The organism is Neobacillus cucumis, assembly GCF_016908975.1.
Classification (GTDB): domain Bacteria; phylum Bacillota; class Bacilli; order Bacillales; family Cytobacillaceae; genus Neobacillus; species Neobacillus cucumis.
In genome coordinates this window covers 78040-102142 of sequence record NZ_JAFBEX010000016.1, presented here as the reverse complement: position 1 = coordinate 102142, position 24103 = coordinate 78040, and the positions used below count along the sequence as shown (strand labels likewise).

Annotated in this window: 16 protein-coding genes; 14 read left to right on the top strand and 2 right to left on the bottom strand. The window is 40.1% G+C overall.

The features are described from left to right. Positions 1-5: 5 nt before the first annotated feature. The 3 genes from JOC76_RS20325 (at position 6) to JOC76_RS20315 (ending at position 8879) form a co-directional block, all read left to right on the top strand. Positions 6-1457 (top strand): flippase, encoded by a 1452-nt coding sequence (locus JOC76_RS20325; RefSeq protein WP_205180610.1) that lies wholly within the window; start codon positions 6-8, stop codon positions 1455-1457. A gap of 311 nt (positions 1458-1768) precedes the next feature. Continuing rightward, positions 1769-5893 carry a PA14 domain-containing protein gene (locus JOC76_RS20320; RefSeq protein WP_205180609.1) on the top strand — a complete coding sequence of 1375 codons (4125 nt, stop codon included), beginning with the start codon at positions 1769-1771 and terminating at the stop codon, positions 5891-5893. A 181-nt stretch (positions 5894-6074) separates the two neighbouring features. Then, positions 6075-8879 (top strand): Ig-like domain-containing protein, encoded by a 2805-nt coding sequence (locus tag JOC76_RS20315; protein WP_205180608.1) that lies wholly within the window; start codon positions 6075-6077, stop codon positions 8877-8879. Positions 8880-9325: 446 nt separating this feature from the next. Here the strand turns inward: JOC76_RS20315 and JOC76_RS20310 are convergent, their stop codons facing one another. Then, entirely contained in the window at positions 9326-10330 is a 1005-nt protein-coding gene (locus JOC76_RS20310) for an LCP family glycopolymer transferase (RefSeq protein ID WP_205180607.1), read from the bottom strand. Positions 10331-10654: 324 nt separating this feature from the next. On the opposite strand from JOC76_RS20310, the gene JOC76_RS20305 reads away from it, so the two are divergent. The 11 genes from JOC76_RS20305 to JOC76_RS20255 all read left to right on the top strand — a co-directional run bounded on the left by JOC76_RS20305 (position 10655) and on the right by JOC76_RS20255 (position 23290). Continuing rightward, positions 10655-11440, top strand: a complete 786-nt coding sequence (locus JOC76_RS20305) for a glycosyltransferase family 2 protein (protein ID WP_205180606.1) — start codon at positions 10655-10657, stop codon at positions 11438-11440. Positions 11441-11577: 137 nt separating this feature from the next. After that, the gene (locus tag JOC76_RS20300) at positions 11578-12933 is read left to right on the top strand and encodes an O-antigen ligase family protein (RefSeq protein WP_205180605.1); all 1356 of its coding nucleotides are present in this window, start codon (positions 11578-11580) and stop codon (positions 12931-12933) included. Further along, entirely contained in the window at positions 12930-13757 is an 828-nt protein-coding gene (locus tag JOC76_RS20295) for a glycosyltransferase (protein ID WP_205180604.1), read from the top strand. The genes JOC76_RS20300 and JOC76_RS20295 overlap by 4 nt, the downstream gene beginning before the upstream one ends. Positions 13758-13775: 18 nt before the next feature. Beyond that, entirely contained in the window at positions 13776-14480 is a 705-nt protein-coding gene (locus tag JOC76_RS20290; RefSeq protein ID WP_205180603.1) for a glycosyltransferase family 2 protein, read from the top strand. A gap of 293 nt (positions 14481-14773) precedes the next feature. Beyond that, positions 14774-15646 (top strand): glucose-1-phosphate thymidylyltransferase RfbA, encoded by an 873-nt coding sequence (rfbA, locus tag JOC76_RS20285; protein WP_205180602.1) that lies wholly within the window; start codon positions 14774-14776, stop codon positions 15644-15646. A gap of 21 nt (positions 15647-15667) precedes the next feature. Beyond that, positions 15668-16228, top strand: a complete 561-nt coding sequence (rfbC, locus tag JOC76_RS20280) for a dTDP-4-dehydrorhamnose 3,5-epimerase (RefSeq protein WP_205180601.1) — start codon at positions 15668-15670, stop codon at positions 16226-16228. 10 nt (positions 16229-16238) lie between these two features. Then, positions 16239-17261, top strand: a complete 1023-nt coding sequence (gene rfbB, locus JOC76_RS20275) for a dTDP-glucose 4,6-dehydratase (RefSeq protein WP_205180600.1) — start codon at positions 16239-16241, stop codon at positions 17259-17261. Next, on the top strand, positions 17261-18103 hold the full coding sequence (gene rfbD, locus JOC76_RS20270; protein ID WP_205180599.1) for a dTDP-4-dehydrorhamnose reductase: 843 nt from the start codon (positions 17261-17263) through the stop codon (positions 18101-18103). Before rfbB ends, rfbD begins: the two co-directional genes overlap by 1 nt. Positions 18104-18751: 648 nt before the next feature. Continuing rightward, positions 18752-19846, top strand: a complete 1095-nt coding sequence (locus JOC76_RS20265; protein ID WP_205180598.1) for a glycosyltransferase family 4 protein — start codon at positions 18752-18754, stop codon at positions 19844-19846. 459 nt (positions 19847-20305) lie between these two features. Beyond that, the gene (locus JOC76_RS20260; RefSeq protein ID WP_205180597.1) at positions 20306-21862 is read left to right on the top strand and encodes an LTA synthase family protein; all 1557 of its coding nucleotides are present in this window, start codon (positions 20306-20308) and stop codon (positions 21860-21862) included. Positions 21863-22231: 369 nt separating this feature from the next. Next, positions 22232-23290, top strand: coding sequence for a glycosyltransferase family 4 protein (locus JOC76_RS20255; RefSeq protein WP_205180596.1), 1059 nt, complete (start codon positions 22232-22234; stop codon positions 23288-23290). Positions 23291-23375: 85 nt separating this feature from the next. Here JOC76_RS20255 and JOC76_RS20250 read toward each other — a convergent pair whose 3' ends face one another. Beyond that, positions 23376-24017 (bottom strand): YigZ family protein, encoded by a 642-nt coding sequence (locus tag JOC76_RS20250; RefSeq protein ID WP_205180595.1) that lies wholly within the window; start codon positions 24015-24017, stop codon positions 23376-23378. Between the last annotated feature and the right edge of the window lie 86 nt (positions 24018-24103).

Here is a 24103-nt window from a genome sequence, read left to right as displayed (position 1 = left end):
ACTAAATGAATAAATTAATGTCTAATTATATTTTTACTGTCCTTTATCAGTTGCTGCTCATGCTGACGCCGTTTATTACGACCCCATATGTATCCAGGATTCTGAAACCTGAAGGAATCGGAATTGATGCTTATGTCTTGTCGATTGTCCAGCTTTTCATCGTGTTTACGGTGTTAAGTTTACCGATGTATGGCAGCAGACAAATAGCGGTCCAAAAGGATCAGAATGACTTATCAAAGGAATTCTGGTCGATTTTTAGTTTTCAAGCCTGTGTAGCGGTACTGAATTTTATCGCTTATTTTATTTTTATTGGTGCGTTCTCTACCCATAAAATCCTGTTTCTGATTCATATTACGACCCTTTTGGCGTACAGTTTAGATATTTCGTGGTACTTTATCGGAAAAGAACAGATGAAGAAAATCGCCATCCGAAACATGATTATCAAGGTGGCCGGAATTATTTTAACCTTTATTCTCATTAAAAATTACAGTGATTTGCCATTTTATGTTGCCATTAACGGAGGCACGCTGTTAGTAGGACAGCTAATCATGTGGCGACCTTTACTGAACGAAGTAAAGTTTGTCAAAATATCTCTTTCTGATTTTAAAGCACATGTGAAACCAATTCTTATTTTGTTTTTACCGCAATTAATGATTCAGGTCTATGTCTTGGTTAACCGAATTGTCCTAGGGAATGTCTCCGGGGAAGTGGAAGTTGGTTATTATAACCAAGCCAATAAGGTCGTCAAAATAGCGATTGGCGTAATCAGTTCGCTAGGGACGGTCCTACTCCCGAGAATGGCAGCAGAATTTGCCAAGGGAAATCAGGAGCAGTTAAAAAGATACACGGATACAACGTTGCAATTTGTGTTAATGATTACCCTGCCGATGACACTTGGGTTGATGGCCATATCCCCCAATTTTGTCATTTGGTTTTTAGGGAAAGATTTTCTCGATGTATCGCTCGACTTGATTATCATGAGTCCGGTTATCTTCTTTGTGGGACTGGCGAATGTATTTGGGGTGCAAATATTGGTCGCCACTAATCAGCAAAATAAATACTCAGTGGCGATAACCGTTGGTGCGATATTAAGTTTGATTACCAATTTACTGCTTGTTTCATCGATGGGCAGCTTAGCAACAACGATTGCTCTGGTTGTTGCGGAGTCGATTGGAGCCCTTATTCAGATGTATTATGCGAGAAGCTATTTTCATTTTAAAACCTTCCTACAGCTTTTCATGAAGTATTTCCTATTAAGTATGCTGGTGTTTCTTGCAGCATGGTTTGTTGGAAAGACCATTACGATCACGCCTGTTCTGCTTACGTTGCTGCAATTACTTGCAGGGGGGATTGTTTATGGATTGGGTCTGCTGCTTGTAAAGGATCCATTAGTCTATAAACTTCTAGGAACTTTTTCACAAAAATATTTGGTGAAGATTCGAGAGCGCCGTTCATAATTTCATATAGTTAAAACAAAAAGGCAAACCATTATCATGATGGTTTGCCTTTTTGTTTTTCTGAAGATAATCTGTGCGAATGGAAATAAGAAATTAGTGGTAGTTTTACCATAATAAAATTGTAATATAACTGTAAGAAATAGTAAAAAAGCAAGAGATAAATTATTATTCTATGATAATATATAAAAGTTAATAGGTTAGTAATATAATATTTTAATTTTTGGCTGTGTTGAACTTGACTGTTGATTTACGCTCTAATCAACTTTAAAGAAAATTGACACAGCCTCATTTTTTAAGGGGGCCATAATAGTTTGTCGAGTAAGGTAAAGCTCTATATTGGAAGTGGTCTGACTAGTCTTGCATTGATTGGTGCGATTTCGGCAGGAGAGGTAAAAGCTGCGGGCACGAATCCTTTATATAAACCGACGCCTAATAAAAATGTCCAATATAACTGGGGGTTTGGGGGACCAGCTGGGTTTCCGGTGGATCATTTTCGGGCACTTTTCGATCAATCTGGTTATTATTCCAGTGGTGATTATTTTATCCAAACACTTGCTGATGATGCTGTCAGTGTAAATGTCGATGGACATAACCTGATTAATCGTACAAGCAGCTATACAGGATCTCCCGACAGAGCCCTTTGGCTTGGTGTTCAAAGCGGACAACATACGATTAAGACCAATTATACGGAAAACACCTGGCAGGCTGGGGTTTTTTCGCATATTGTTCCGCTTGATTCTTGGGTAGCTTATTATTATCCCAACCAACAGTTGTCGGGTCTGCCCAAAACAGCTAAAATCCTGCAGCCGACCGGATCCTATCAATCACTCTATCAGGATTTTGGAACCGGCAGTGGGGGGACAGGTGTACCAGCTGATCATTTTTCAGTTCGCTATTCATCGGCAAAACGCATAAAAGCAGGAGATTATATTTTTCGTGCGAAGGCGAATGATGGTGTTCGCGTTTATGTAGATGGCAAGTTAGTGATTGACCAGTGGAAAAACGGCGGATACCGTGAAAATGCAGTGAAGGTCAAAATCGATGACCTTACTGGTGTTCCTGCAAATGGGAAGGACGTCCATTGGATTGATGTTGAATATTATGATAACTTGAATGCCGGAAAAATCGAGTTTAATATTGAACCATTTAATCAGGCGATTACTAATACTTGGTTGGCAGAATATTATCCAAATGATTCTTTTCTTGGCAGCCCGATGTTGGTGGGCGGGGAGAATTCCCTCAATAAAATCACTGACCTTCTCTATAACTGGGGGCAAGGGGCTCCGCTTTCTTCTATTCCAGCTGACCACTTTACCGCAAAATTTTGGAAGAGACAATATTTTGCAGAAGGAACCTATTTATTTAAGGCAACTGGTGACGATGGAATGCGTGTCTACCTTGATGACCAATTAGTGTTGGATGCCTGGACGAATAATGATTTTAAGGAAAAGGCAAGCCCAGTAAAGGTTAGCAAAGGGTATCATACGGTACGAGTTGAGTATAAGGAAAATACTTGGACTGCCTCTGTTAACGTTAATTACCAGCTCATGGCTGAATACACACCTCCAAAGGGTACCAAAGTGGAATACAATTGGGGGAATGGAAGTCCAGCAAAAGGGATTCCTGCGGATGCGTTTACGGCGGTTTTTGATCAATCCGGAACCTACAAAGCGGGAGACTATTTTGTCACGACATTAGCCGATGATGGTGTGAAGGTTCAAGCAGATGGGAACACGCTGATTGACCGCTGGAGCAAATTCACCGGTAAAACGGATAAAGCCCTCTGGCTTGGAGTGCAAGCAGGTCAGCACGATGTCAAAACACAATATTTTGAGGATGGGTATGGCGCAGGTGTCTTCTCCCATATCGTCCCTCTTAATTCCTGGCTGGCTTACTACTATCCTAATCAAACATTGTCAGGATTACCTACTGCTGCTAAAATTATTCAACCAACAGGCAGCCTGAACAAACTGTCTGAAAACTTTGGGGCAGGGAGTCCGGCTGCAGGGATTCCAACCGACCATTATTCTGCACGATATACAACGGCCAAGCGCATTGCAGCCGGCGACTATATTGTGCATGCAAAAGCAGATGACGGGATTCGGATTTATGTGGATGGCAAGCTTGTGTTGGATCACTGGAAAAACGGAGCATCAGAAGAGGCTGTGAAAGTGTCGGTTTCAGACATAACCGATGCACCTGCTAATCAACGAGATATTCACTGGGTTGAGGTTGAATATTATGACAACACATATGATGGAAATGTGGACGTCGCTTTCGAACCTTGGCAGGATTCTATTGTGGATACATGGGTAGGGGAATTTTATCCAAATGCAAACTTTGAAGGAATTCCCGCGGTAATAGGTGGAAATCAGTCCACAAACAAGCTTGCAGATATTAACTTTAATTGGGGAACCACTCCCCCAATCGAAGGTTTTCCAACTGATCAATTTTCTGCTAGATTTACAAAACAAGTAGATTTAGAGACTGGTACCTATGCGTTTAAAGTCAAGGCGGATGAGGGTGTCCGCGTTTATCTGGATGACAAATTGATTATTGATTCTTGGTCCAATAACGATGGTACCCAAAAAGGTCAAGGCGTGTATGTGACGGGCGGTAAACATACGATCAGGGTAGAATACTATGATAAGACGAATGGAGCCAATTTATCGTTTGATTACGAAAAAATCAGCGCTAATCAGGTATTTTATGATCAAAGTCCGCAAATCACCTATAATTGGGGAACAGGTAGTCCAAATGGTCTTCCGGCCATTTTTAATGCTGTACTTGATCAATCACAAACCCTCACTAAGGGCGATTATTTCCTCCAAACCTTGTCAGACGGACCGACACATGTGCAGGTCGATGGCAATGAAGAAATAGCAAGTGATACGGATGGCAGTGGGGTACTCACCCAAAAAGCATTGGTAAATCAGGCCGCAGGGAATCATCAAATCATGACCAATTATACCCAGCAGTCCGGTGATTCCTTTATTTACTCACATGTCGTTCCATTTGACTCATGGGTTGCCTATTATTATCCGAATACAACCTTAACAGGTAAACCAGCAGCGGGGAAAATCATCACTCCATCTGGAACCAATAAGGCATTAGTTGAAAATAATTCGGTGCCTGACACCATTTCTTCCACTAATTATTCTGCCGTCTATCGGACGGCTAAGAGAATGGCGGCTGGGGATTACGTACTAAGCGCTCAAGCAGATGAGGCCTATCAGGTGTATGTGGATGGGAAATTGGTATTGGATCATTGGCAAGATGCGACAAATCAGGATACCGCGACGATTACGATCAAGGACGATGATACAGCACAAGCTGGAGAGAAAGATATTCACTGGGTGGAAGTCAGAGCTTTTAATCAAAAAGACAGCAATAATCTAGAGATATCCTTAACGGCGGATGTTCCTTCACTTGCCGGTGTAGGAATGAAGTATGTTTCGAAAGTGGATATGCCAGTCTATCGAAGCTTTGAGGAATTATCTGATTACCGGCTTCATAGTGTCCTCTATAATCCAACCTATACTAGATACCTAGAGTTAGGTTATGGAGATTTAGTTACGGTACTAGAGGAGAAATCCTATGCTGCTAAAATTCAAACAGCGGGTGGCGTGATTGGCTGGGTTCACAAAGATTATCTTGAAAGTAACTTAATGCAGGATTTATGGCTTGTGAAAGAAAGCCGCTCATTAAGAAACTCAGCAAGTAGCACCGGCCCCATCATCGGCACGATTCCAGCAGGTGCAAAGGTTTATGTGTTAAAACATGAAACTACCTCGGGTTCGGCTTATACGGAATGGTACTATGTTCAAACCACATCAGGTGTAAAAGGCTGGATATGGGGAGCCATCACAACCAGCGGAAATTCAGGATATGATCTCATAAAATATGAGTTTGATAAAGTAGGGAAAGCAGTCAATCAAGTGGGATTATTTACACCGCTTAATACCAAAGCGAGTGTGACGGCTGATCAAATCAATCAATTTATTAACTATAAAACGGGCGGTAAAAAGACAGTGATGACAGGGATGGGAGCGGCTTATTTGAAGGCTCAAGAAGAAAGCGGGCTGAATGCCGTCTATCTGCTGGCCCATTCAGGACTTGAAACGGGTTGGGGAACCTCAGCCATTTCGAATGCCAAGTATAATTTCTATGCAATTGGCGCCATCGATTCTGCCCCAGATGAAGGGGCGTATAATTACAGTACCCCAGAAGGCGGAATTGTCGCAGGTGCTATGTGGATTAGCGAGAAATATGTAATTCGACCGGGAGATACAGATACAATCCTGCCATACTACCAGCCAACCATTGATAATATGCGATGGGATAATAGCTGGCATCAGTATGCATCCGATGAAGCATGGGCGGAAAAGATTGCGACCAATGCGAATGATTTTTATAACTATATTAATAAAAGATAGACGTAGACAACCCTGCCTAGTTAGAAAGGTAGGGTTGTTTATTGTCGAATTTACCTATTTTTTACTGTCGTTCTTTGTAATATTTGTGTAAATACTCCCGGATTTTGTTGTTGGTAAATGTAAATTTTGGTAAAATTTTATCTGTATATTATTTTAATAGATTAATTAATTAAGAGGGGAGATGAAGATCATAAAACGCAAGTTAACTGAATATGTACTGTTGGCATCCTTTTTTACTATTTTATTCATTATTCATAGCAGCAATACTTTTGCGGCAGGAGAGGTTCTATCTCCAAAAGGATACATAGAAACACCAGCACCGAATGCTACCCTTAAAGGGGTGAATGTGGTGAAGGGCTGGTTTTTAGATGGCAGTGGGGTATCGAAGGTGGAAGTACTTGTGGATGGAAAACTAAGTGGTCAAGCCCAATACGGACTTTCCCGTACAGATGTCGCCAAGGTGTTTCCAGCCTATAAAAATGCTAACGCCGGGTATCAATATTCCCTAAATACCGCGAATCTATCAAATGGCCAACACACACTAACTGTTAGAGAAACAGGAAAAACGGGAGTGAAGACAGAGCTTAAAGGAGTATTTAACGTCCAAAACCAAATGGTCCCGGTCGTTAATTTACCCGTCCGGGCAGCTCTTGATGCCCCAAAGAATGGCGCAGTGGTGAATGGCAGTACAACCGTCCGCGGTTGGTTTTTAGATAGCAGCGGTGTATCGAAGATTGAAGTATGGGTCGATGGAAAACTAAGTGGTCAAGCCCAATACGGACTACCCCGTGCGGATGTCGCCAAGGCGTATCCAGCCTATAAGAATGCCAATGCCGGGTATCAATATACGCTAAATACGGCGAATCTATCGAATGGCCAACACACACTAACTGTTAGAGAAACAGGAAAAGCGGGAGTGAAGACAGAGCTAAAAGGAGTATTCAACGTCCAAAACCAAACGGTACCGGTCGTTAATTTACCTGTCCGGGCAGCTCTTGATGCGCCTAAGAATGGCGCAGTGGTGAATGGCAGTACAACCGTCCGCGGTTGGTTTTTAGATAGCAGCGGTGTATCGAAGGTCGAAGTATTGATCGATGGAAAACTAAATGGTCAAGCTCAATACGGACTACTCCGTGCAGATGTCGCCAAGGCGTATCCAGCCTATAAGAATGCCAACGCCGGGTATCAATATACGCTAAATACGGTCAATCTATCAAATGGCCAACACACACTAACTGTTAGAGAAACAGGAAAAAATGGAGCCATGACAGAGCTAAAAGTTGTCATTACTGTACAAAATTTACCTGTAAGGGGAGCTCTTGAAACTCCAAAGAATGGTGCTGTCGTAACGGACAGTACAACGGTCAGCGGCTGGTTTTTAGATGCCAACGGGGTGGACAAGGTGGAAGTGTTGGTCGATGGAAATCTTATTGGCCAAGCCCAGTATGGACTCCCTCGTCCGAGTGTTGCCAAAACGTATCCAGCCTATAACAATGCAAATGCCGGTTACCAGTATACGCTTAATACCAAGAGCTTTACCGAAGGGCAGCATACGCTAACTGTGAGAGAAACAGGAAAAAGTGGAACTAAGACGGAGCTGAAAAGTCAATTTACTGTTCAAGGTGTACCTTTCAAAGGAGCGCTTGAGGCGCCAATGAATGGGACTACTGTTAAGGGGAATACGGTTGTCAGCGGCTGGCTTTTAGATAGCAGCGGGGTATCCAAGGTGGAAGTGCTTGTGGATGGAAATGTGATTGACGAAGCAGACTATGGTCTACCACGAAAAGATATTCAAACCTCCTATCCTGAATATCAAAATGCCAACTCTGGCTATCAATATAACCTTAATACTCAGCAATTTAAGGATGGTCAGCATACAATTGCTATTAAAGAAACAGGAACTAATGGCGAAACTCATACCATATCTACCATGGTAACAGTGGGGAATGGTAATCTGTATGCCGTTCTGGACTTGAAAACCCCTGCTAACCTTACAGCAAGTGAAATTTATGCTTACTTAAACGCTAAAAACCCGAGCAGCCCGCTAAAGAACTATGCCGTATATTTTATTAATGCACAAAATAATTATGGTGTGAATGCACTATATTTAGTCGCTCATACGATATGGGAGACAGGCTGGGGCGGTTCGGATTTATTAACCTACAAACATAATCTTTATGGATATGGGGCCTTTGATGTTTGTCCATTTACCTGCGGGTATTATTACCCATCCGTGGAAGATAGTATTAATGATGTAGCCTATAAAGTCAGACACAACTATCTTGATTCATCAGGTGCTTATTACAGTTCAACGTATGGTCCTACATTAACGGGAATGAATCAGAGTTATGCTACCGATCCAAATTGGAAAGATGGTATCGCCAGCATTATGGAAGATATCAAAGAGTATGATTCTTCGTACTACTGGAATCATGCAGAGTTAGGAGTGACGGGAAGTCCTCCGCCATCATATGGAAGAGATATTCCAAGTGGAAATCCATACCCAACCGATACAATCCTCAATTTCCCAACGGGTATATCAGCTAGTGTGAATACTTCTTCCGTTAATTTTAGATCGTTACCATATCTCTCAACATCAACTATTATCAGCTCACTTCCACTAAACACAGCTGTAACGGTACTTGGATACAATACAGATGTATACTATGATCCTACAAGCGGTACCTATCAAGCTTACCATTGGTACCGAGTGAATGTGAATGGAAAGCAAGGCTGGTTGAATGGACAAAACATAGACATTGCTAATTTACTTCAGGTTGACAGCAACGTGACCAACTTAAATGTTCGAAGCAGTGCTTCTACGAATTCTACGATCATGACTACTCTTGATAGTGAAACCTATTTAAAGGCTGTTATGTCCAATGGAATGCCTATTACGCAAAATGGCTGGTATCAAGTATACCTTCCAAATGCAACCACTTTAGGATGGGTAACAGGAGATTACGTAAGCCAAATTATTCATTAATTAGAAAAGCGCAAGGCGCTTAGCTTTCGGCGACAAGCACAAGACGAGCCGGCCGAAAGGTTGTTCTTTAACCTTTTGGTCGGATTGATCTAAATGTGGAGGCGACTGTTCTGGGACTCTAGGCTAAGACGCACCCTGTAGGAAGGCGCTTTTTGCCTTCTTCAGGGGGTGGCTTAGACTTCGAGTCCCAAGGAGCCGCAACTGGATAAGCTTGTGACCTCGAGCCGATGGCGCCTGGAGCTAGACATTTCTCGAAGTCAAAATTTATACTTTTGAATTCTATGAAAAAATCCTTTAGGTTCAAAACCTAAAGGACTTTTTGTCTAGCTCCAGCGCCTAGCCCCTCGATGGTCTACAGCCACTCCCAAAATGAAGGCAAAAAACGCCTTCTTTTTGGGAGCGGCTTATGCTTGTCGGGGCTTACCAAGGCGCTTGCGCTTTTCTTATCATTCATATGAATACTGATCTAAATTCGATACTGTGTCTTTTGCTAAACCAAGTTGCTCGCGCAGTTGGTCTGAAATTTTTTGTCGAGTTGCATCATCCACTAGGTAGTACCAAATGCCGTTAATAGTCTTACCTTCTCCGTCCACTTGAATACTTACCATTTTCTCTGCCGCTGGCTTATAGGTTGATTGAATGCCAATCATGTCATCGAGCGTAAGATTTGTTTTAATATTTTTTTCAAGAGTATTTAGGATATCATTGTATTTCGTAATAGTTGAAAATGACTTTCCTTTTGCAATAATTTTCGAAATAACTTCCCGTTGTCGCTGTTGACGTCCGAAGTCACCTAATGGATCTTGGTGTCTCATACGGGCATATTCAAGAGCCTGGATACCATCTAAATGCTGCTTTCCTGTTTTAAGGGAAACACCATCTAATTCGAAGGCATATTTATTATTAACATCAATTCCGCCAACCGCATCGACAATATCTTTGAAGCTTTCCATATTTACTTTGACATAATAGTCAATCGGAATATCTAAGAAATTCTCAACTGTATCAATTGTTTCTTCAATCCCGCCATAGGCATAGGCAGCATTAATTTTCGTAACGCGCTTTTTAGTTGAATTGCTATTTATTAACAACGTTCTGGTGTCACGTGGGATACTTACAAGTTTGGTAGATTTAGTTTTAGGATTAATCGTTGCCACAATCATAGAGTCTGTTCGTCCACTGTCGCCTTTTCGTTCATCCACCCCAACCAATAAAATAGAGATGGGATCCGAATGATTAAATTCCACCTGTTTTTCCCGTTTGGCGGAAAGTTCTCTTGTAAGTGGTGACGTCATTTTACTGACGGCTAAGGCTACATTATGATAAACGCTATAAGCATAAGAACCACCGGCAACTAGAAGAATAAAGAGGAGAAACATAGAAACACGAAGCCATCTAACTTTCCTTCTCTTTCTCTTACCCTGCTTTAGGTTAGATCTAGTTCTATTCATTATATGATTCCCTTCTGAAAGGTATTGATGTAAAAAGAAATACTAAGGGATATTATAATATCGAACCACAATAAGTTCAACTAATAATAAAAAAATCCCTCATAAAAGTACAAGTTTCGATAAAAAGCTGATATAATTTACCTTTGGTAAAAACCAAAGAAATAGGCTTTGTGTAGAAAATTGTCGAATTCTTGTATTATTACTTTTATCACTATGATTTTAAACGTAAAAAATGTTAGCATTGACATTAAAATTAGGCTCTATTGATTGAGCGGAAATCAACCACAGACCCTAAAATTATGAAATGAAAGTGTGTGAAAACTAGTGTCTAACGCAAAAGTTGCAATTAGTATTGTAACGTACAATAGTAAACATATCTTTGACGTGTTAAATAACTTAAAAACAGAATTTGGCGATGATCCAAACTATCGATTTGTCATCTTTGATAACAACTCAAATGAAGACTATAAACAGCAGCTACGTGAATACATGGATTTTGCAGAGATTACCTTTTTTCATGAAAATAACGGCTTTGGTTTTGGCCACAATTACAACCTATTACAGGCAAATGAAAAGTACTTTTTGGTCTTTAATCCAGATATTGTCCTAAAGAAAGATGACCTGCAGAAAATGATCGATAAGATGGAACAAAATCCAAGCATTGGGCTATTAGTGCCGCAGGTATTGAATTCGGATGGAAGTGTTCAGCATTTGATGCGGGATCGTGTGTCGGTATTTGACTATGCACTCCGCTTTATCCCTTTTCAATTTGTCAAAAAAATGTTTCATAAGCGGTTAGCTTCCTATGAACTAAGAGATATCCCCAATGATCGGGATGTCGATATTCGCATTGGTTCCGGTTGCTTTATGTTATTAAGGGGGCAGGATTTTAAAGAAGTAGGCGGTTTTGACGACCGGTATTTTATGTATTTTGAAGATTATGATCTCTGCTTAGAACTAAAAAAACGCAATCGAAGAATTGTGTTTACTCCTTTTTCCCAAGTGGTCCATTATTACGAAAGAGGAGCACATAAAAACTCGAGATTATTTAAGATTTTTATGCAATCAATGTATAAATACTTTAATAAATGGGGATGGCGTTTGTTTTAATGCCGAATTCTGAGGGAAATGGAAAAATCTTTATGAATTTGTGAAGAGAAATCTTATTTAGTTTAGATAAAAATAAAAAAAATGCCAGCACCCCCGGTCGCATTCTTTGGCCGAGGTAGTAGGAGAGGGTTATTTTCATGAACAAGTTTGAAAAAATGTTGTTGACGATTTTTTTTATAGAAGTGTTTGTAGGTGGAGGGGGCAGGCTAATTGATTTTGGAGTTTTATCCATTCGGCAAGTCTTGTTTTTACTCCTGATTTTCGTGTACGTGGTTCGCATTGTAAAAGAAAAAGCGATTCTTAATAAAGAAGTGAATACCTTTATTCGCTTTAATCCGGTGACCATAGGGGCTTATTTATTGCTTATCTGGTTTGTGGTAAGCAGCGCCATTGGCGTTTTAAATGGACATCCGCTTGGAGCTATTGTGAAAGATTTTTTACGAGTGTCTTACTTTGCAGTGTATTTTCCATTAGCCTATTATATCTCAAAGGAACGTTTTTCCCTTGGCAGGATTATCACCATCTTAAAATATTCTGCATTAGCTGTTGCACTTTTTACGATTATAATTTCCTTACTTGGAAAGACCGTCTTTGTCGGAGCTAATTTTAAGCCGTTTTATGACTTTTTAAATCGAGTATTTACCGGCGATTTATTCTTTAGACCGAGTAATAGTGTGTTTTATAAAAGTCATTTCTATGTGTTAATTGGACTCGTGATTGCTTTAAATGATCTATTCAACAAGAGTAAAAGCAAGCTTAGTATTGCACTCGTAATCTTTGGTTCTATTTCTGTACTATGGTCTGAGACGCGAGGATTTTTATTAGCCTTTATGCTAAGTGTATTTATGATTATTGTATTAGATGTGAAGGTTCTGGTTGACCCCATCAAGGGACTGGTCCAGAAGCTGCAAAAACTAATTCATAACAAGCAATTTATTAAGAAATTCACGATTTTAATCCTTGTCGTGATCGCAGTACCCTTTATGTATAAATACATGACGCTTGCACGTTTTGAAGTGGTAACCGTTGAGCCTGCTAAAAATGTACAGCAAGATGCGGGGGCAGCTCAAGAACAAACCCAAGTAAATGATATCAGTGTGAACCACCGCATGGAATTTATTGTGGCTTCAAAAGACATTTTAGTTCATCCTGTTAACCTTGTGTTTGGAACGGGATATGGAACAACCATAGCGGGAAGAATCAACGGGATAGAAATGAGTTTCCTTGATATCTTAGTGGAGCAAGGATTAATCGGATTAGGTACCTGGATGTTCTTATTTTTAATTATTTACTTTAATTTCTATATAGCTTATAAAAAAGGGCATAAGTTATCTACCCTGGAGATATCGTTATTGGCGGCCTTTATGGGTGTGTTATTATTGACAAATATTAATCCATTTATCAATAATCCAATTGGAATCTGTTTCTTCCTTGTTCTTTTAATTGTTTCACAGCAAAAAAAGAACTTATCGAAAAATGAGGTAATCGAATGAAAGTAACGGCTGTCATGGTCCTCTATAAACAAACTGTGGAAGAAAGTAAAACCTTTCAAACGGTAAAGAACACACTATTTTCGCAGCATGAACATGAACTGGAGTTTATTATTTACGACAATAGTCCAGAACAGCAGTCCTTTCATCCTGATGATCACGGAGGGGTTCCGATTCAGTATGTCCATGACCCGCGTAATCTAGGGATTGCTGTTGCTTACAATTTTGCCTTATCGAGCGCCTTGAAAAATGGCAGCGACTGGCTGCTCCTGCTCGATCACGATACGCAGTTAACGAATGAGTACGTTCGTGAACTGAATTGCTTACAGGGATTAGACGCGGATGTGGTGGCCGTGGTCCCTAAAATTAGTAGTAATGGTACCATGATTTCGCCCGTATTTAGCCGGTACCTTCGCCCGTTACAGGGGGAACAGCCAGAGGCAGGACTGCAGCTTGAACCGGTCATGGCGATTAATTCTGCTTCCGTTATTAGGGTAGAGTTTTTAAAACAGCTTGGGGGATTTAATAAAGACTTCCGCTTGGATTATCTTGATCATTGGTTATTCCATGAAATCTTTACGAAGAGTCGGAAGGTCTGGGTCTTAAAGGCAGTCCTTGAACATGAATTATCGGTCATGGATTATAGCCAGGTTTCGTTAGGCCGTTACCAAAGTATACTGGACTCAGAAATCAAGTTTTATCAAAATTATAAAATGGACCTTTATCCATCCTATCGAAAACAGCTGGTCATGAGATTTCTGAAACAAGTATTATTGGTGAAAAACAAAAAAATTGCCATGTATACATTAAGCAGGCTTTTGAAATAGGAAAAGGAGTTAATTCATATGTTATCGGTTTGTATGGCGACCTATAATGGAGAACAGTTTGTGATTCGGCAGCTGGACAGCGTTCTGAAACAATTAAATTCACAAGATGAAGTCATTGTCGTCGATGATTGTTCCAAAGACAATACAGTTCAGGTCATCAAAGACCACTATGGCGATCGGGTACAGGTAATTGTGAATGAAAGAAATTCAGGTCCTATTAAAAGCTTTGAAAAGGCGATATCTTTGGCGAAAGGAGATATCCTTTTTCTATGTGACCAGGACGATGTGTGGGAAGACAAAAAGATTGCGAATGTATTAGCGGCTTTTAGAGAGCAAGAGGCTGTACTAGTGGTGCATGATGCCTATGTGGTGGATGGAAGTCTACAAATCATCCATCAGTCTTGGAATGATTTTAATCGCAACAACATAAACCAAGGAATAGTTGGGAATATTTTAAAAAACGCCTATACTGGGGCCTTTATGGCATTTAAAAAAGAATTAGTTCCCTTGATCCTGCCATTTCCTGCTGAGATTGAAATGCATGATCAATGGATCGCCCTCGTGTGTATGCTAGAAAAAAAGAAAATCGTCTTTCTCGATACACCGCTCGTTAAATATGTCCGTCATGGCGGTAATGTCACGGGGATGAAGAAACGGTCCCTCATGACGCAGTTAAAGGGCCGTATCCGAACAATATCTGCGATTGCTGGGTATAAACGTTAGCATTTCCCTGAATAAAAATATATACTTTTACTTTGAGAAATGGAGTGCCTAGCGACTAGTGTACTTCGCTCATCTCCCTACGATAAGTCAACACGAAAAAGCTCACGCTCTTCGTGTTTCCTTTATCTCAGTCGATGGGCTCCAGTCCATACGTTGTTAAACAGGCGCTTCCGCTTTTCGCATTACTTTTATGTTACATTTTTATAATGACTATTCCTTTTATTTGCCCCTTCTTTATAATGGGGGAGGAGTATTTTGCTGGTAGAAAAATTTATGGACGAGGTGTTGTAACAATGAAAGGTATTATTCTTGCGGGTGGCAGTGGGACAAGACTTTACCCGTTAACAAAGGTAGTCTCGAAACAATTACTGCCTGTGTATGACAAACCCATGATTTATTATCCGTTATCCGTATTAATGTTAGCTGGTATCAAGGACATCATGATTATCTCTACACCAGAAGATATTTCCCGTTTTGAACAAATTTTAGGGGACGGTTCTGATTTAGGAATGAACTTTACATATAAAATCCAGCCGCATCCGGGTGGATTAGCACAGGCCTTTATTTTAGGTGATGAATTTATTGGTGATGACAATGTCGCATTAGTCCTAGGCGATAATATTTTTTATGGACATGGATTAACCGATCTTCTCCGAAAAGCATCAGCCCGGGAAACAGGCGCAACGGTGTTCGGTTATTATGTCAACGATCCGGAACGCTTCGGTGTGGTTGAATTTGATGACAATGGCAAAGCCGTCTCAATTGAAGAAAAACCAGAAGTTCCAAAATCCAACTACGCAGTTACAGGTCTTTATTTTTACGATAATCGTGTGGTGGATATTGCCAAAAGTATTCAACCTTCCCCGCGCGGTGAGTTAGAAATTACCGATATTAATAAAGCATACCTAGAAATGGGCGAGCTCAGTGTAGAACTTTTAGGGCGCGGCTATGCTTGGCTAGATACTGGTACACATGCTTCCCTTTTAGAAGCGTCACAATTCATCGAAACAGTGGAAAAAAGACAATCATTAAAAATTGCCTGCTTGGAAGAAATCGCCTATAAAATGGGTTATATAACGAAAGAAAAGCTGCTTGAGCTTGCTGAGCCATTAACGAAAAATCAATACGGTCAATATTTGCTTAAAATTGCCAGTCAAGGAAAGTAAATCGTAAGTGAGGTAATCAAAATGAATATTATTGAAACTAAAATTCCCGATGTAAAGATTTTAGAACCAAAGGTGTTTGGCGATCATCGTGGCTATTTTATGGAAAGCTATAATAAAGAATTATTTGAGAAGTTAGGCTTGCATTATGACTTTGTACAGGACAACCAGTCATTGTCTGCACCTGTAGGCACATTGCGCGGTCTTCATTTTCAACTAAATCCAAAGGCACAAACAAAAGTGGTTCGTTGTGTAACCGGAGCGATCTATGATGTCGCTGTTGATATTCGTAAAGGTTCACCTACATATGGACAGTGGGTTGGTGTCATCTTAAGTGAATATAACAAACGCCAGCTTCTAGTGCCGAAAGGCTTTGCCCATGGTTTTTGCACCTTGGTGCCTGACACCACAGTCGCATACAAAGTGGATGAAAATTACTCACCTGAACATGATGGCGGAATCCTTTGGAATGATCCAGAATTAGCGATCGATTGGCCGGCAGCCAATCCGATTCTTTCGGAAAAAGACACAAAGCATCCAACACTCAGCGAAGCAACTCATTTAAATTTTGTGTACGAAGAATAGGAGGACAATAATGAAATTACTAGTAACAGGCGGAGCCGGTTTTATCGGTAGTAACTTCGTCCGCTATATGGTCAATAAATATCCCAATTATATGATTGTCAATTTAGATTTATTAACATATGCAGGAAATCTTGAGAACTTAAAGGACATCGAGGATGCTTCTAATTATAAGTTCGTTCGTGGTGACATTGCAGACCGTGAGTTTATTCATGGTTTATTTGAAGAAGAAAAATTTGATTATGTTATCAACTTTGCGGCAGAGTCTCATGTAGACAGAAGTATTACCGACCCAGGAATCTTTGTACAAACCAATATTCAGGGAACTTTAGCATTACTTGATGCTGCTAAAACTTTTGGTGTAACGAAATACCTGCAAGTATCAACAGATGAAGTTTACGGTACTTTAGGTGAAACGGGCTACTTTACAGAAGAAACGCCATTAGCAGCCAATAGTCCTTATAGTGCAAGTAAAGCGGGCGCTGACTTGCTTGTTCGTGCGTACCACGAAACATTTGGTCTGCCTGTGAACATTACTCGTTGTTCCAACAACTATGGACCATTCCATTTCCCGGAGAAGTTAATCCCATTAATGATTATTAATGCCTTACATGATAAGGAACTTCCTATTTATGGTGATGGCTTAAATATTCGTGATTGGCTTCATGTGGAAGACCACTGCCAGGCAATTGACCTTGTGCTTCATAATGGTCGTGTTGGTGAGGTCTATAATGTGGGTGGAAATAATGAACGTACGAATATTGAAATCGTTAAAACGATCTTAAAACATTTAAACAAGCCAGAATCTTTAATGAAGTTTGTAACGGACCGTCCAGGCCATGATCGCCGCTATGCGATTGATGCAACCAAATTACGGGAAGAACTAGGATGGTCACCAAAATATAATTTCGATACAGGGATTGAGCAGACCATCAATTGGTATTTAAATAACCAAGAGTGGTGGGAAAACATCATTTCTGGCGATTATCAAGATTATGTGAAAAAGCAATACGGCGACAGATTAGGGGTAGAGTAATGAGGGTCGTTGTAACGGGTGCAGCTGGACAATTAGGCAAGGATGTTCTAAGAGAATTAGCTAGCCGTAATCATCATGCTTTTGGAGCCGATCGCGGGCAGTTAGATATTACCATTGAAGAGGATGTACGGAGCTATATTAGTGAAATAAAGCCGGATGTGATTCTTCATTGTGCTGCTTACACCAACGTGGATGCAGCAGAAACTGATGAAGAGACCGCCTATCGAATTAACGCTTCAGGTACTGAAAACTTGGCGAAAGCAGCCAAGCAAGTGGGCGCTAAACTGCTTTATGTCAGCACCGATTATGTATTTGATGGTACTGCTTCAGAGCCCTATGAAACAGATCAGCCAACAAGTCCATTAGGGGCATATGGCCGAACCAAATTAGCCGGGGAACAGCTTTTACAAAAGCATTTAGACCGATTTTTTATCGTACGTACAGCATGGGTCTTTGGTATCTATGGAAATAATTTTGTAAAAACGATGATCCGCCTTGGCAAAGAGCGCGGTGAAGTAGGGGTCGTCCATGATCAAGTGGGTTCTCCGACCTATACTGTTGATTTAGCCAAGTTTATGGTTGAGTTAATGGAAACAGAAAAATACGGAATTTATCATGCGACAAATGGCGGAGTTTGCTCTTGGTATGAATTTGCTGTTGAAATCTTTAAGCAAGCAGGTCTTGATGTGACAGTCAATCCATTGACAACGGATCAATTCCCTCGTCCAGCGAAACGTCCGGCCTATTCTGTATTAAGTAAGAAGAAAATCGAAGAGCAAGGTCTAACTCCTCTTCGTGATTGGAAAGAAGCACTAGCTGCTTATTTGCAAGAATCCCAATAATTTAAGAAAATATTAAGCTGCCTCTGTTGTAATGAACAGAGGCTTTTCCATAACTAATAAAAATGGCATTTAGACAACGAGAATTGTCCAGCTTCAGGCGCCATCGGCTCGAGGTCACAAGCCAATCCAGTTGCGGCTCCTTGGGACTCTAGACTTTAGCCACCCCCTGACGAAGGCAAAAAGCGCCTTCTTACAGGGTGCGTCTTAGTCTAGAGTCCCAGGGCAGTCGCCTCCACATTTAGGGCAATCCGTCCAAAAGGTAAAAGAACAACCTTTCGGCCGGCTCGTCTTGTGCTTGTCGCCGAAGTCTAAGCGCCTTGCGCTTTTCTATGAAACCTTTTTTTATTTTAAACGTTAATAATAATAAAGGATGGATTAATGGCGAAATTAGTAAAATTACATATCTTTTTGTCATTCTGAATAAGAGGTAGTAGGGATAAGTAACGGCTTACATCATTGATAAATCTTTATTTTTAATAATATGTAAGTTTAATATTCTAAAAATAGGGTAAGAAATTTGTAGAATTGAAGTATTTATTTCTAATATTGTCTGTGCTATAATCCATAAGGGTATGATTGTCTCTAGGTTTCATTGAAATTAATTAATTATGAAAATACCAAACTACGGAATGAACCATGGAGGGCTATATGTTCTATCTAACGTTAGCTATTTGTTTTTTCTCAAGCATAATTCTCACCCCATTAGTCAAAAAACTTGCATTTAAAATTGGTGCAACAGATAAACCAAATCAACGAAAAGTACATCAGAAGATTATGCCCCGTCTAGGCGGTTTGGCCATCTATATAAGCTTCCTGATTGGCGTCGCGATTATACGGCCTGATGCTACGTCGCTATTACCGATAATGAATCCGAATGAAAATATTCATTTAGCAATTATCCTTGGAAGTATTGTCATTATTCTAACCGGTGTTCTGGATGACACAAAGGAAATTTCTCCTAAGGTAAAACTATTTGGTCAAATCCTTGCTTCGTTTATTGTTGTGTTTATGGGAGACCTTAAAGTGGAGTTTATCAACTTGCCTTTTGGCGGTCAATTAAACTTCGGTTTCTTAAGCATTCCAATTACGATGTTCTGGATTATTGGAATCACCAATGCCATTAACCTAATTGATGGACTTGATGGTCTAGCAGCCGGTGTTTCAACGATTGCATTATTCGCCATTTCTGGTATGGCCTTTCTGATGGGGAACCCATATGTTATGATTTTGGCACTGATTGCTGCCGTTTCGTCACTTGGTTTCCTAATTTTTAACTTTCATCCTGCCAAGATTTTTATGGGGGATACCGGGGCGTTATTTTTAGGATACCTCATCAGTGTCCTTTCATTGCTCGGATTTAAAAATGTAACCTTTATCTCGCTAGTTATCCCGATTATTATCCTTGGGGTGCCAATCTCTGATACATTCTTTGCAATTATTCGAAGACTGGTAAATAAGCAGCCGTTATCTGCACCCGATAAATCGCATTTACACCATTGTTTATTACGTATAGGATTTTCACATAAACAAGCTGTATTAATCATTTATGCGATGAGCTTAGTCTTTGGACTAGTAGCCTTTATCTTCTCGCAATCAACCGTATGGGGCTCACTAATTGTGATTTTAACTTTATTAGTCGCGATTGAGATCATTGTGGAGAAGGTCGGGTTGGTGCGCGAAGACTATCAGCCGCTTCTTAAATTCATGAAAGGCTTTAAGCCAATTAATTTAAAAGACAGATAATAAAAAAAGGATTTGGAATTTTTCCAAATCCTTTTTTTTATATGGCTCTGTTTAACAAAATTGTTGTTTTTATACTCTGTTGATTGGAGCGGAAGGCGCTCGACTCCTCGAAAATGCTAACGCATTTTCTTCGTGCGTGGGCGGACTCGAGGAAGAATTCCAATGTCCTGCGGGAGTACGGAGCAGGGGAGACCCCACAGGCGCTGTAAGCGCCGAGGAGGCTCCCCGGCACGCCCGCGGAAAGCGAGCGCCTGTAGCGGAAATCAACAGCCAAATATAACAGAGTCTTTTTCAAAAACCACAGTAACTGTGGTTTTTTCATTTCGAGAAATGTGTTGAAACGTATTTTCTTTACAAAAAATTAACATAATAGACAGTATGTTATAAGACTTTTACAAAATAGCAAAACGTTCATAAAAAAGTTAACTTTCATAATAAAATGAGGGTGGAGTCCATTCGATGAAGAAGAAGAATAAGTTGTTCATGAGTTACTTAACCATTTTTATCTTAATCCTAAGCACTGTTATATTTTCCTTTGCAACCTATATTAAGAAAAACTTTACTAATCAAAGCTTAGAGGAAATGATTTTTTATCTTATTAGCAATACGAAGGGGACACCAAGTGATGTCATTATTTCTGCATTTCAATCCAGTTTCCTTCCGTTTCTTTTGATTCTTTTTATTGTATTCATACCGGTTTTAGGAATAAATAGAAGAAGAGATGTCATTGAAGTGAAAATGAAACATAAAACGTTTACCTTTGGTCTATCTCCATTAAAGTTGATTTATAAATTTAGATTATTATATGCATTCCTTATTTTCATTCTATCTCTCATCACCTGTTATCATTTCGTAGGCGCTAAACATTATGTGAAAGGTGTAACGGACACCTCAACTTATATAGATACTCATTACGTTGATGGCAGTAAGGTATCGCTTACTTTTCCAAAACAAAAAAGGAACCTGATTATCGTCTATTTAGAATCGATGGAAAACTCAATGATTGATAAAGATAACGGTGGAGGATGGAATTATAATGTGATTCCTGAGTTAACGACGATTGCAAAGACAAATTTAAATTTTTCCAATTCTGATAAAATAGGCGGGGCTAACCGAATTTTTGGCACCACCTGGACGGTAGGGGGACTGGTAGGAACCACATCAGGCCTGCCCCTGAAAATTCCTGTTAATGGGAATCAATATACGTCCAGTAATTTCTTAGCAGGTGCTTATACGTTGGGTGATGTATTAAAAAAAGAAGGATACAATCAAGAAGTCATCTTTGGGTCTGATGCAAATTTTGGAGGGCGCAAAGGTTACTACAAGAGACATGGAGATTATTTGATATCTGATTTCAATACGGCTATTCAAGAAGGGAAAATGCAAGGAAGTCAAAAGGTATGGTGGGGTTATGATGATACGCATTTATTTGACTGGGCCAAAGAAGAAATATCGTCCTTGGCAAATAAGAAGAAACCTTTCAGCATGACTCTATTAACCGCAAACACCCATTTTCCTGATGGGTATTTAGAAAGTAAAGCAGAAAAAAAATATCGCACACAATATGAAAATGTCTTTGCGTATTCATCCAAACAAGTAGATGGATTTGTAAAGTGGCTGCAGCAACAGGACTTTTATCCGAATACAACCATCGTGCTGCTAGGTGATCACCTCAGTATGCAGCCGGGGGGGTATTTTGAAAAATATATGGCCAAGGGATATAGTCGAACTACTTATAATGCCTTTATTAATCCGGCTATAGAGCCGGTTCAATCAAAAAATAGGATCTTTACTGCCTTAGACATGTACCCAACGATTTTAGCCAGTATGGGCGTAACCATTCAAGGCGATCGCTTGGGGTTAGGGACAAATCTCTTTTCTAACAGGAGAACCATAGAGGAGGAAAGTGGTCTAGGTTTTCTCAATAGTGAGTTAGCTAAGGATTCAAAATTCTATAATGAACAAATTTTACAGGACGACTATTTTAAGTTAATGAAAAGGGCACAAAGCCAATAATAGATACCTTTTTTGAAAGTATAAGAATGTCTAAAGTTCGATTTCGAGGTTTGTCTTGCTCCAGCGCCTAGCCCCTCGAGGTCACAAGCTTATCCAGTTGCGGCTCCTTGGGACTCAAGTCATAAGCCACCCCCTGAAGAAGGGAAAAAACGCCTTCTTGCAGGGTGCGTCTTAGCCTAAAGTCCCAGAACAGTCGCCTCCACATTTAGATTAATCCGTCCAAAAGGTTTAAAAAAAGCAACCTTTCGGCCGGCTCGTCTTGTGCTTGTCGCCGATAGGCGGGCGCCTTGCGCTTTTCTAATTTTACCAAACATTAGTTGTTATTGGTTTGCTTATTATGGACAAACTGACTAACAAGGAGGATGTTCGATGCTGTATCTTACCTTGGTAGTATGTTTTCTCATCTCAATTCTCATAACTCCATTGATCAAAAGATTAGCCTTCTTAATTGGTGCAACCGATCGCCCTAACCAGCGAAAAGTCCATCAATCAATTATGCCAAGGCTTGGTGGATTAGCCATTTTTATTAGTTTTTTGGTTGGGATTTTTCTTATCAAACCTGAAAACCAGTATTCACTTCCCATCTTACTTGGCTGCCTGATTATCATCATTACGGGCTTTTGTGATGATAGGTTTGAATTACCGGCAAAGTATAAGCTATTAGGTCAATTACTAGCCGCTTGTAGTGTTGTCTTTTTAGGAGGTCTGCAGGTTGTATTCATTAACCTCCCGTTTGGCGGACAGCTCCAATTTGGTCTCTTGAGCATTCCGTTTACCATTCTGTGGATTGTAGGAATTACCAATGCCATCAATTTAATTGATGGACTAGATGGTTTAGCCGCTGGAGTTTCTTCAATTGCGCTCATCACGATTTCAGGCATTGCCCTGATCCAAGAGAATTACTTTGTAGTGACGGTTGGATTAATTGTGCTTGCGAGCACACTTGGCTTTTTATTTTATAATTTTCATCCTGCTAGTATTTTTATGGGGGATACAGGAGCACTTTTTTTAGGCTTTATCATCTCCGTATTATCCTTGCTCGGTTTTAAAAATGTTACGTTTATTTCGTTTGTTATCCCCGTTATTATTCTGGGTGTACCTATATCTGACACGCTTTTTGCGATTATCAGAAGAATCATTAACAAACAGCCCTTGTCGGCACCTGATAAATCCCATCTTCATCATTGTATGCTGCGAATGGGCTACTCCCATCGTCAAACGGTGTTACTCATTTACGCAATGGCAGCCTTTTTTGGACTTGTGGCGATTATTTACTCGCAGGCAAGAATCGGCGGAGCACTTGTCCTTATCGGAATTGTCGTTTTGTTAATCGAAATTATTGCTGAAAAAATCGGTCTCATGGGAAAAGACCATCGACCACTGCTTAACATCGTACGAACATTAACAACCGTTAAAGACCGTTCATAATAGGACAAGGGACTCAAAAAATTTTTGAGCCCCTCATTGTATATAGATTATGGTCCTACTATAATAGAATTAGGAATTCCGCCATTTATTCCCGTTCGTAATCTTCTTCGAGATAAACAATCTCACCTTTTTCTAATGTACATTGCCCATTGGTTAGCTCAATCATCCAGTCCATGAAAGCCTGAACTTGGTTTTCACTCACGTATGTCTCGACCTCAACGGTGTCTAAGTAATGAATTTGTTTAATTTTATAATTAGCACCACGTAATTCATTTTCAATTTTCCCAAGCCATGTATAGTCAAATTTGGTATGGATGATTTGGTTGAGGCTTCGCTCGACTATGCCGACTGCTTCAAGCCCTTCTGAAGTCGCTTTGCCGTAGGCACGGATGAGACCGCCGGCGCCTAGTTTAATGCCGCCGAAGTAGCGGGTTACAACAACCACTGTGTCCTTTAGTTTCCGTTTTTTTAATACCTCGAGAATGGGAACACCAGCTGTCCCGCTGGGTTCGCCATCATCATTCGCTTTTTGAATTTGGTCATGCTCACCAATGAGGTAAGCAGAGCAGTTATGGTTGGCATCCCCATGCTGTTTTTTGATGGATTGAATGAATTCTACTGCTTCATTTTCGGTTTCTGCTCTTGTCATATGGGCAATGAAACGCGATTTTTGGATTGTAATCTCATGTGTGCCAGTTTGTTTTACTGTATGGTAAAATGGAAGCATAACTATCTCCTTTCAAATGTTTTTAAAAATAATGTTGTAATATACCTTTAATATAGTAGTAATGTTTGAATGATATAATAGTAATA

What these genes read in the sequence shown, in the direction of transcription:
- rfbB (WP_205180600.1), top strand. Translation starts at nt 16,239, where the DNA reads ATGAAATTACTAGTAACAGGCGGAGCCGGTTTTATCGGTAGTAACTTC.
- JOC76_RS20265 (WP_205180598.1), top strand. Translation starts at nt 18,752, where the DNA reads ATGTTCTATCTAACGTTAGCTATTTGTTTTTTCTCAAGCATAATTCTC.
- JOC76_RS20325 (WP_205180610.1), top strand. Translation starts at nt 6, where the DNA reads ATGAATAAATTAATGTCTAATTATATTTTTACTGTCCTTTATCAGTTG.
- JOC76_RS20260 (WP_205180597.1), top strand. Translation starts at nt 20,306, where the DNA reads ATGAAGAAGAAGAATAAGTTGTTCATGAGTTACTTAACCATTTTTATC.
- JOC76_RS20250 (WP_205180595.1), bottom strand. Translation starts at nt 24,017, where the DNA reads ATGCTTCCATTTTACCATACAGTAAAACAAACTGGCACACATGAGATT.
- rfbD (WP_205180599.1), top strand. Translation starts at nt 17,261, where the DNA reads ATGAGGGTCGTTGTAACGGGTGCAGCTGGACAATTAGGCAAGGATGTT.
- rfbC (WP_205180601.1), top strand. Translation starts at nt 15,668, where the DNA reads ATGAATATTATTGAAACTAAAATTCCCGATGTAAAGATTTTAGAACCA.
- JOC76_RS20255 (WP_205180596.1), top strand. Translation starts at nt 22,232, where the DNA reads ATGCTGTATCTTACCTTGGTAGTATGTTTTCTCATCTCAATTCTCATA.
- JOC76_RS20310 (WP_205180607.1), bottom strand. Translation starts at nt 10,330, where the DNA reads ATGAATAGAACTAGATCTAACCTAAAGCAGGGTAAGAGAAAGAGAAGG.
- JOC76_RS20290 (WP_205180603.1), top strand. Translation starts at nt 13,776, where the DNA reads ATGTTATCGGTTTGTATGGCGACCTATAATGGAGAACAGTTTGTGATT.
- JOC76_RS20300 (WP_205180605.1), top strand. Translation starts at nt 11,578, where the DNA reads ATGAACAAGTTTGAAAAAATGTTGTTGACGATTTTTTTTATAGAAGTG.
- JOC76_RS20315 (WP_205180608.1), top strand. Translation starts at nt 6,075, where the DNA reads ATGAAGATCATAAAACGCAAGTTAACTGAATATGTACTGTTGGCATCC.
- JOC76_RS20295 (WP_205180604.1), top strand. Translation starts at nt 12,930, where the DNA reads ATGAAAGTAACGGCTGTCATGGTCCTCTATAAACAAACTGTGGAAGAA.
- rfbA (WP_205180602.1), top strand. Translation starts at nt 14,774, where the DNA reads ATGAAAGGTATTATTCTTGCGGGTGGCAGTGGGACAAGACTTTACCCG.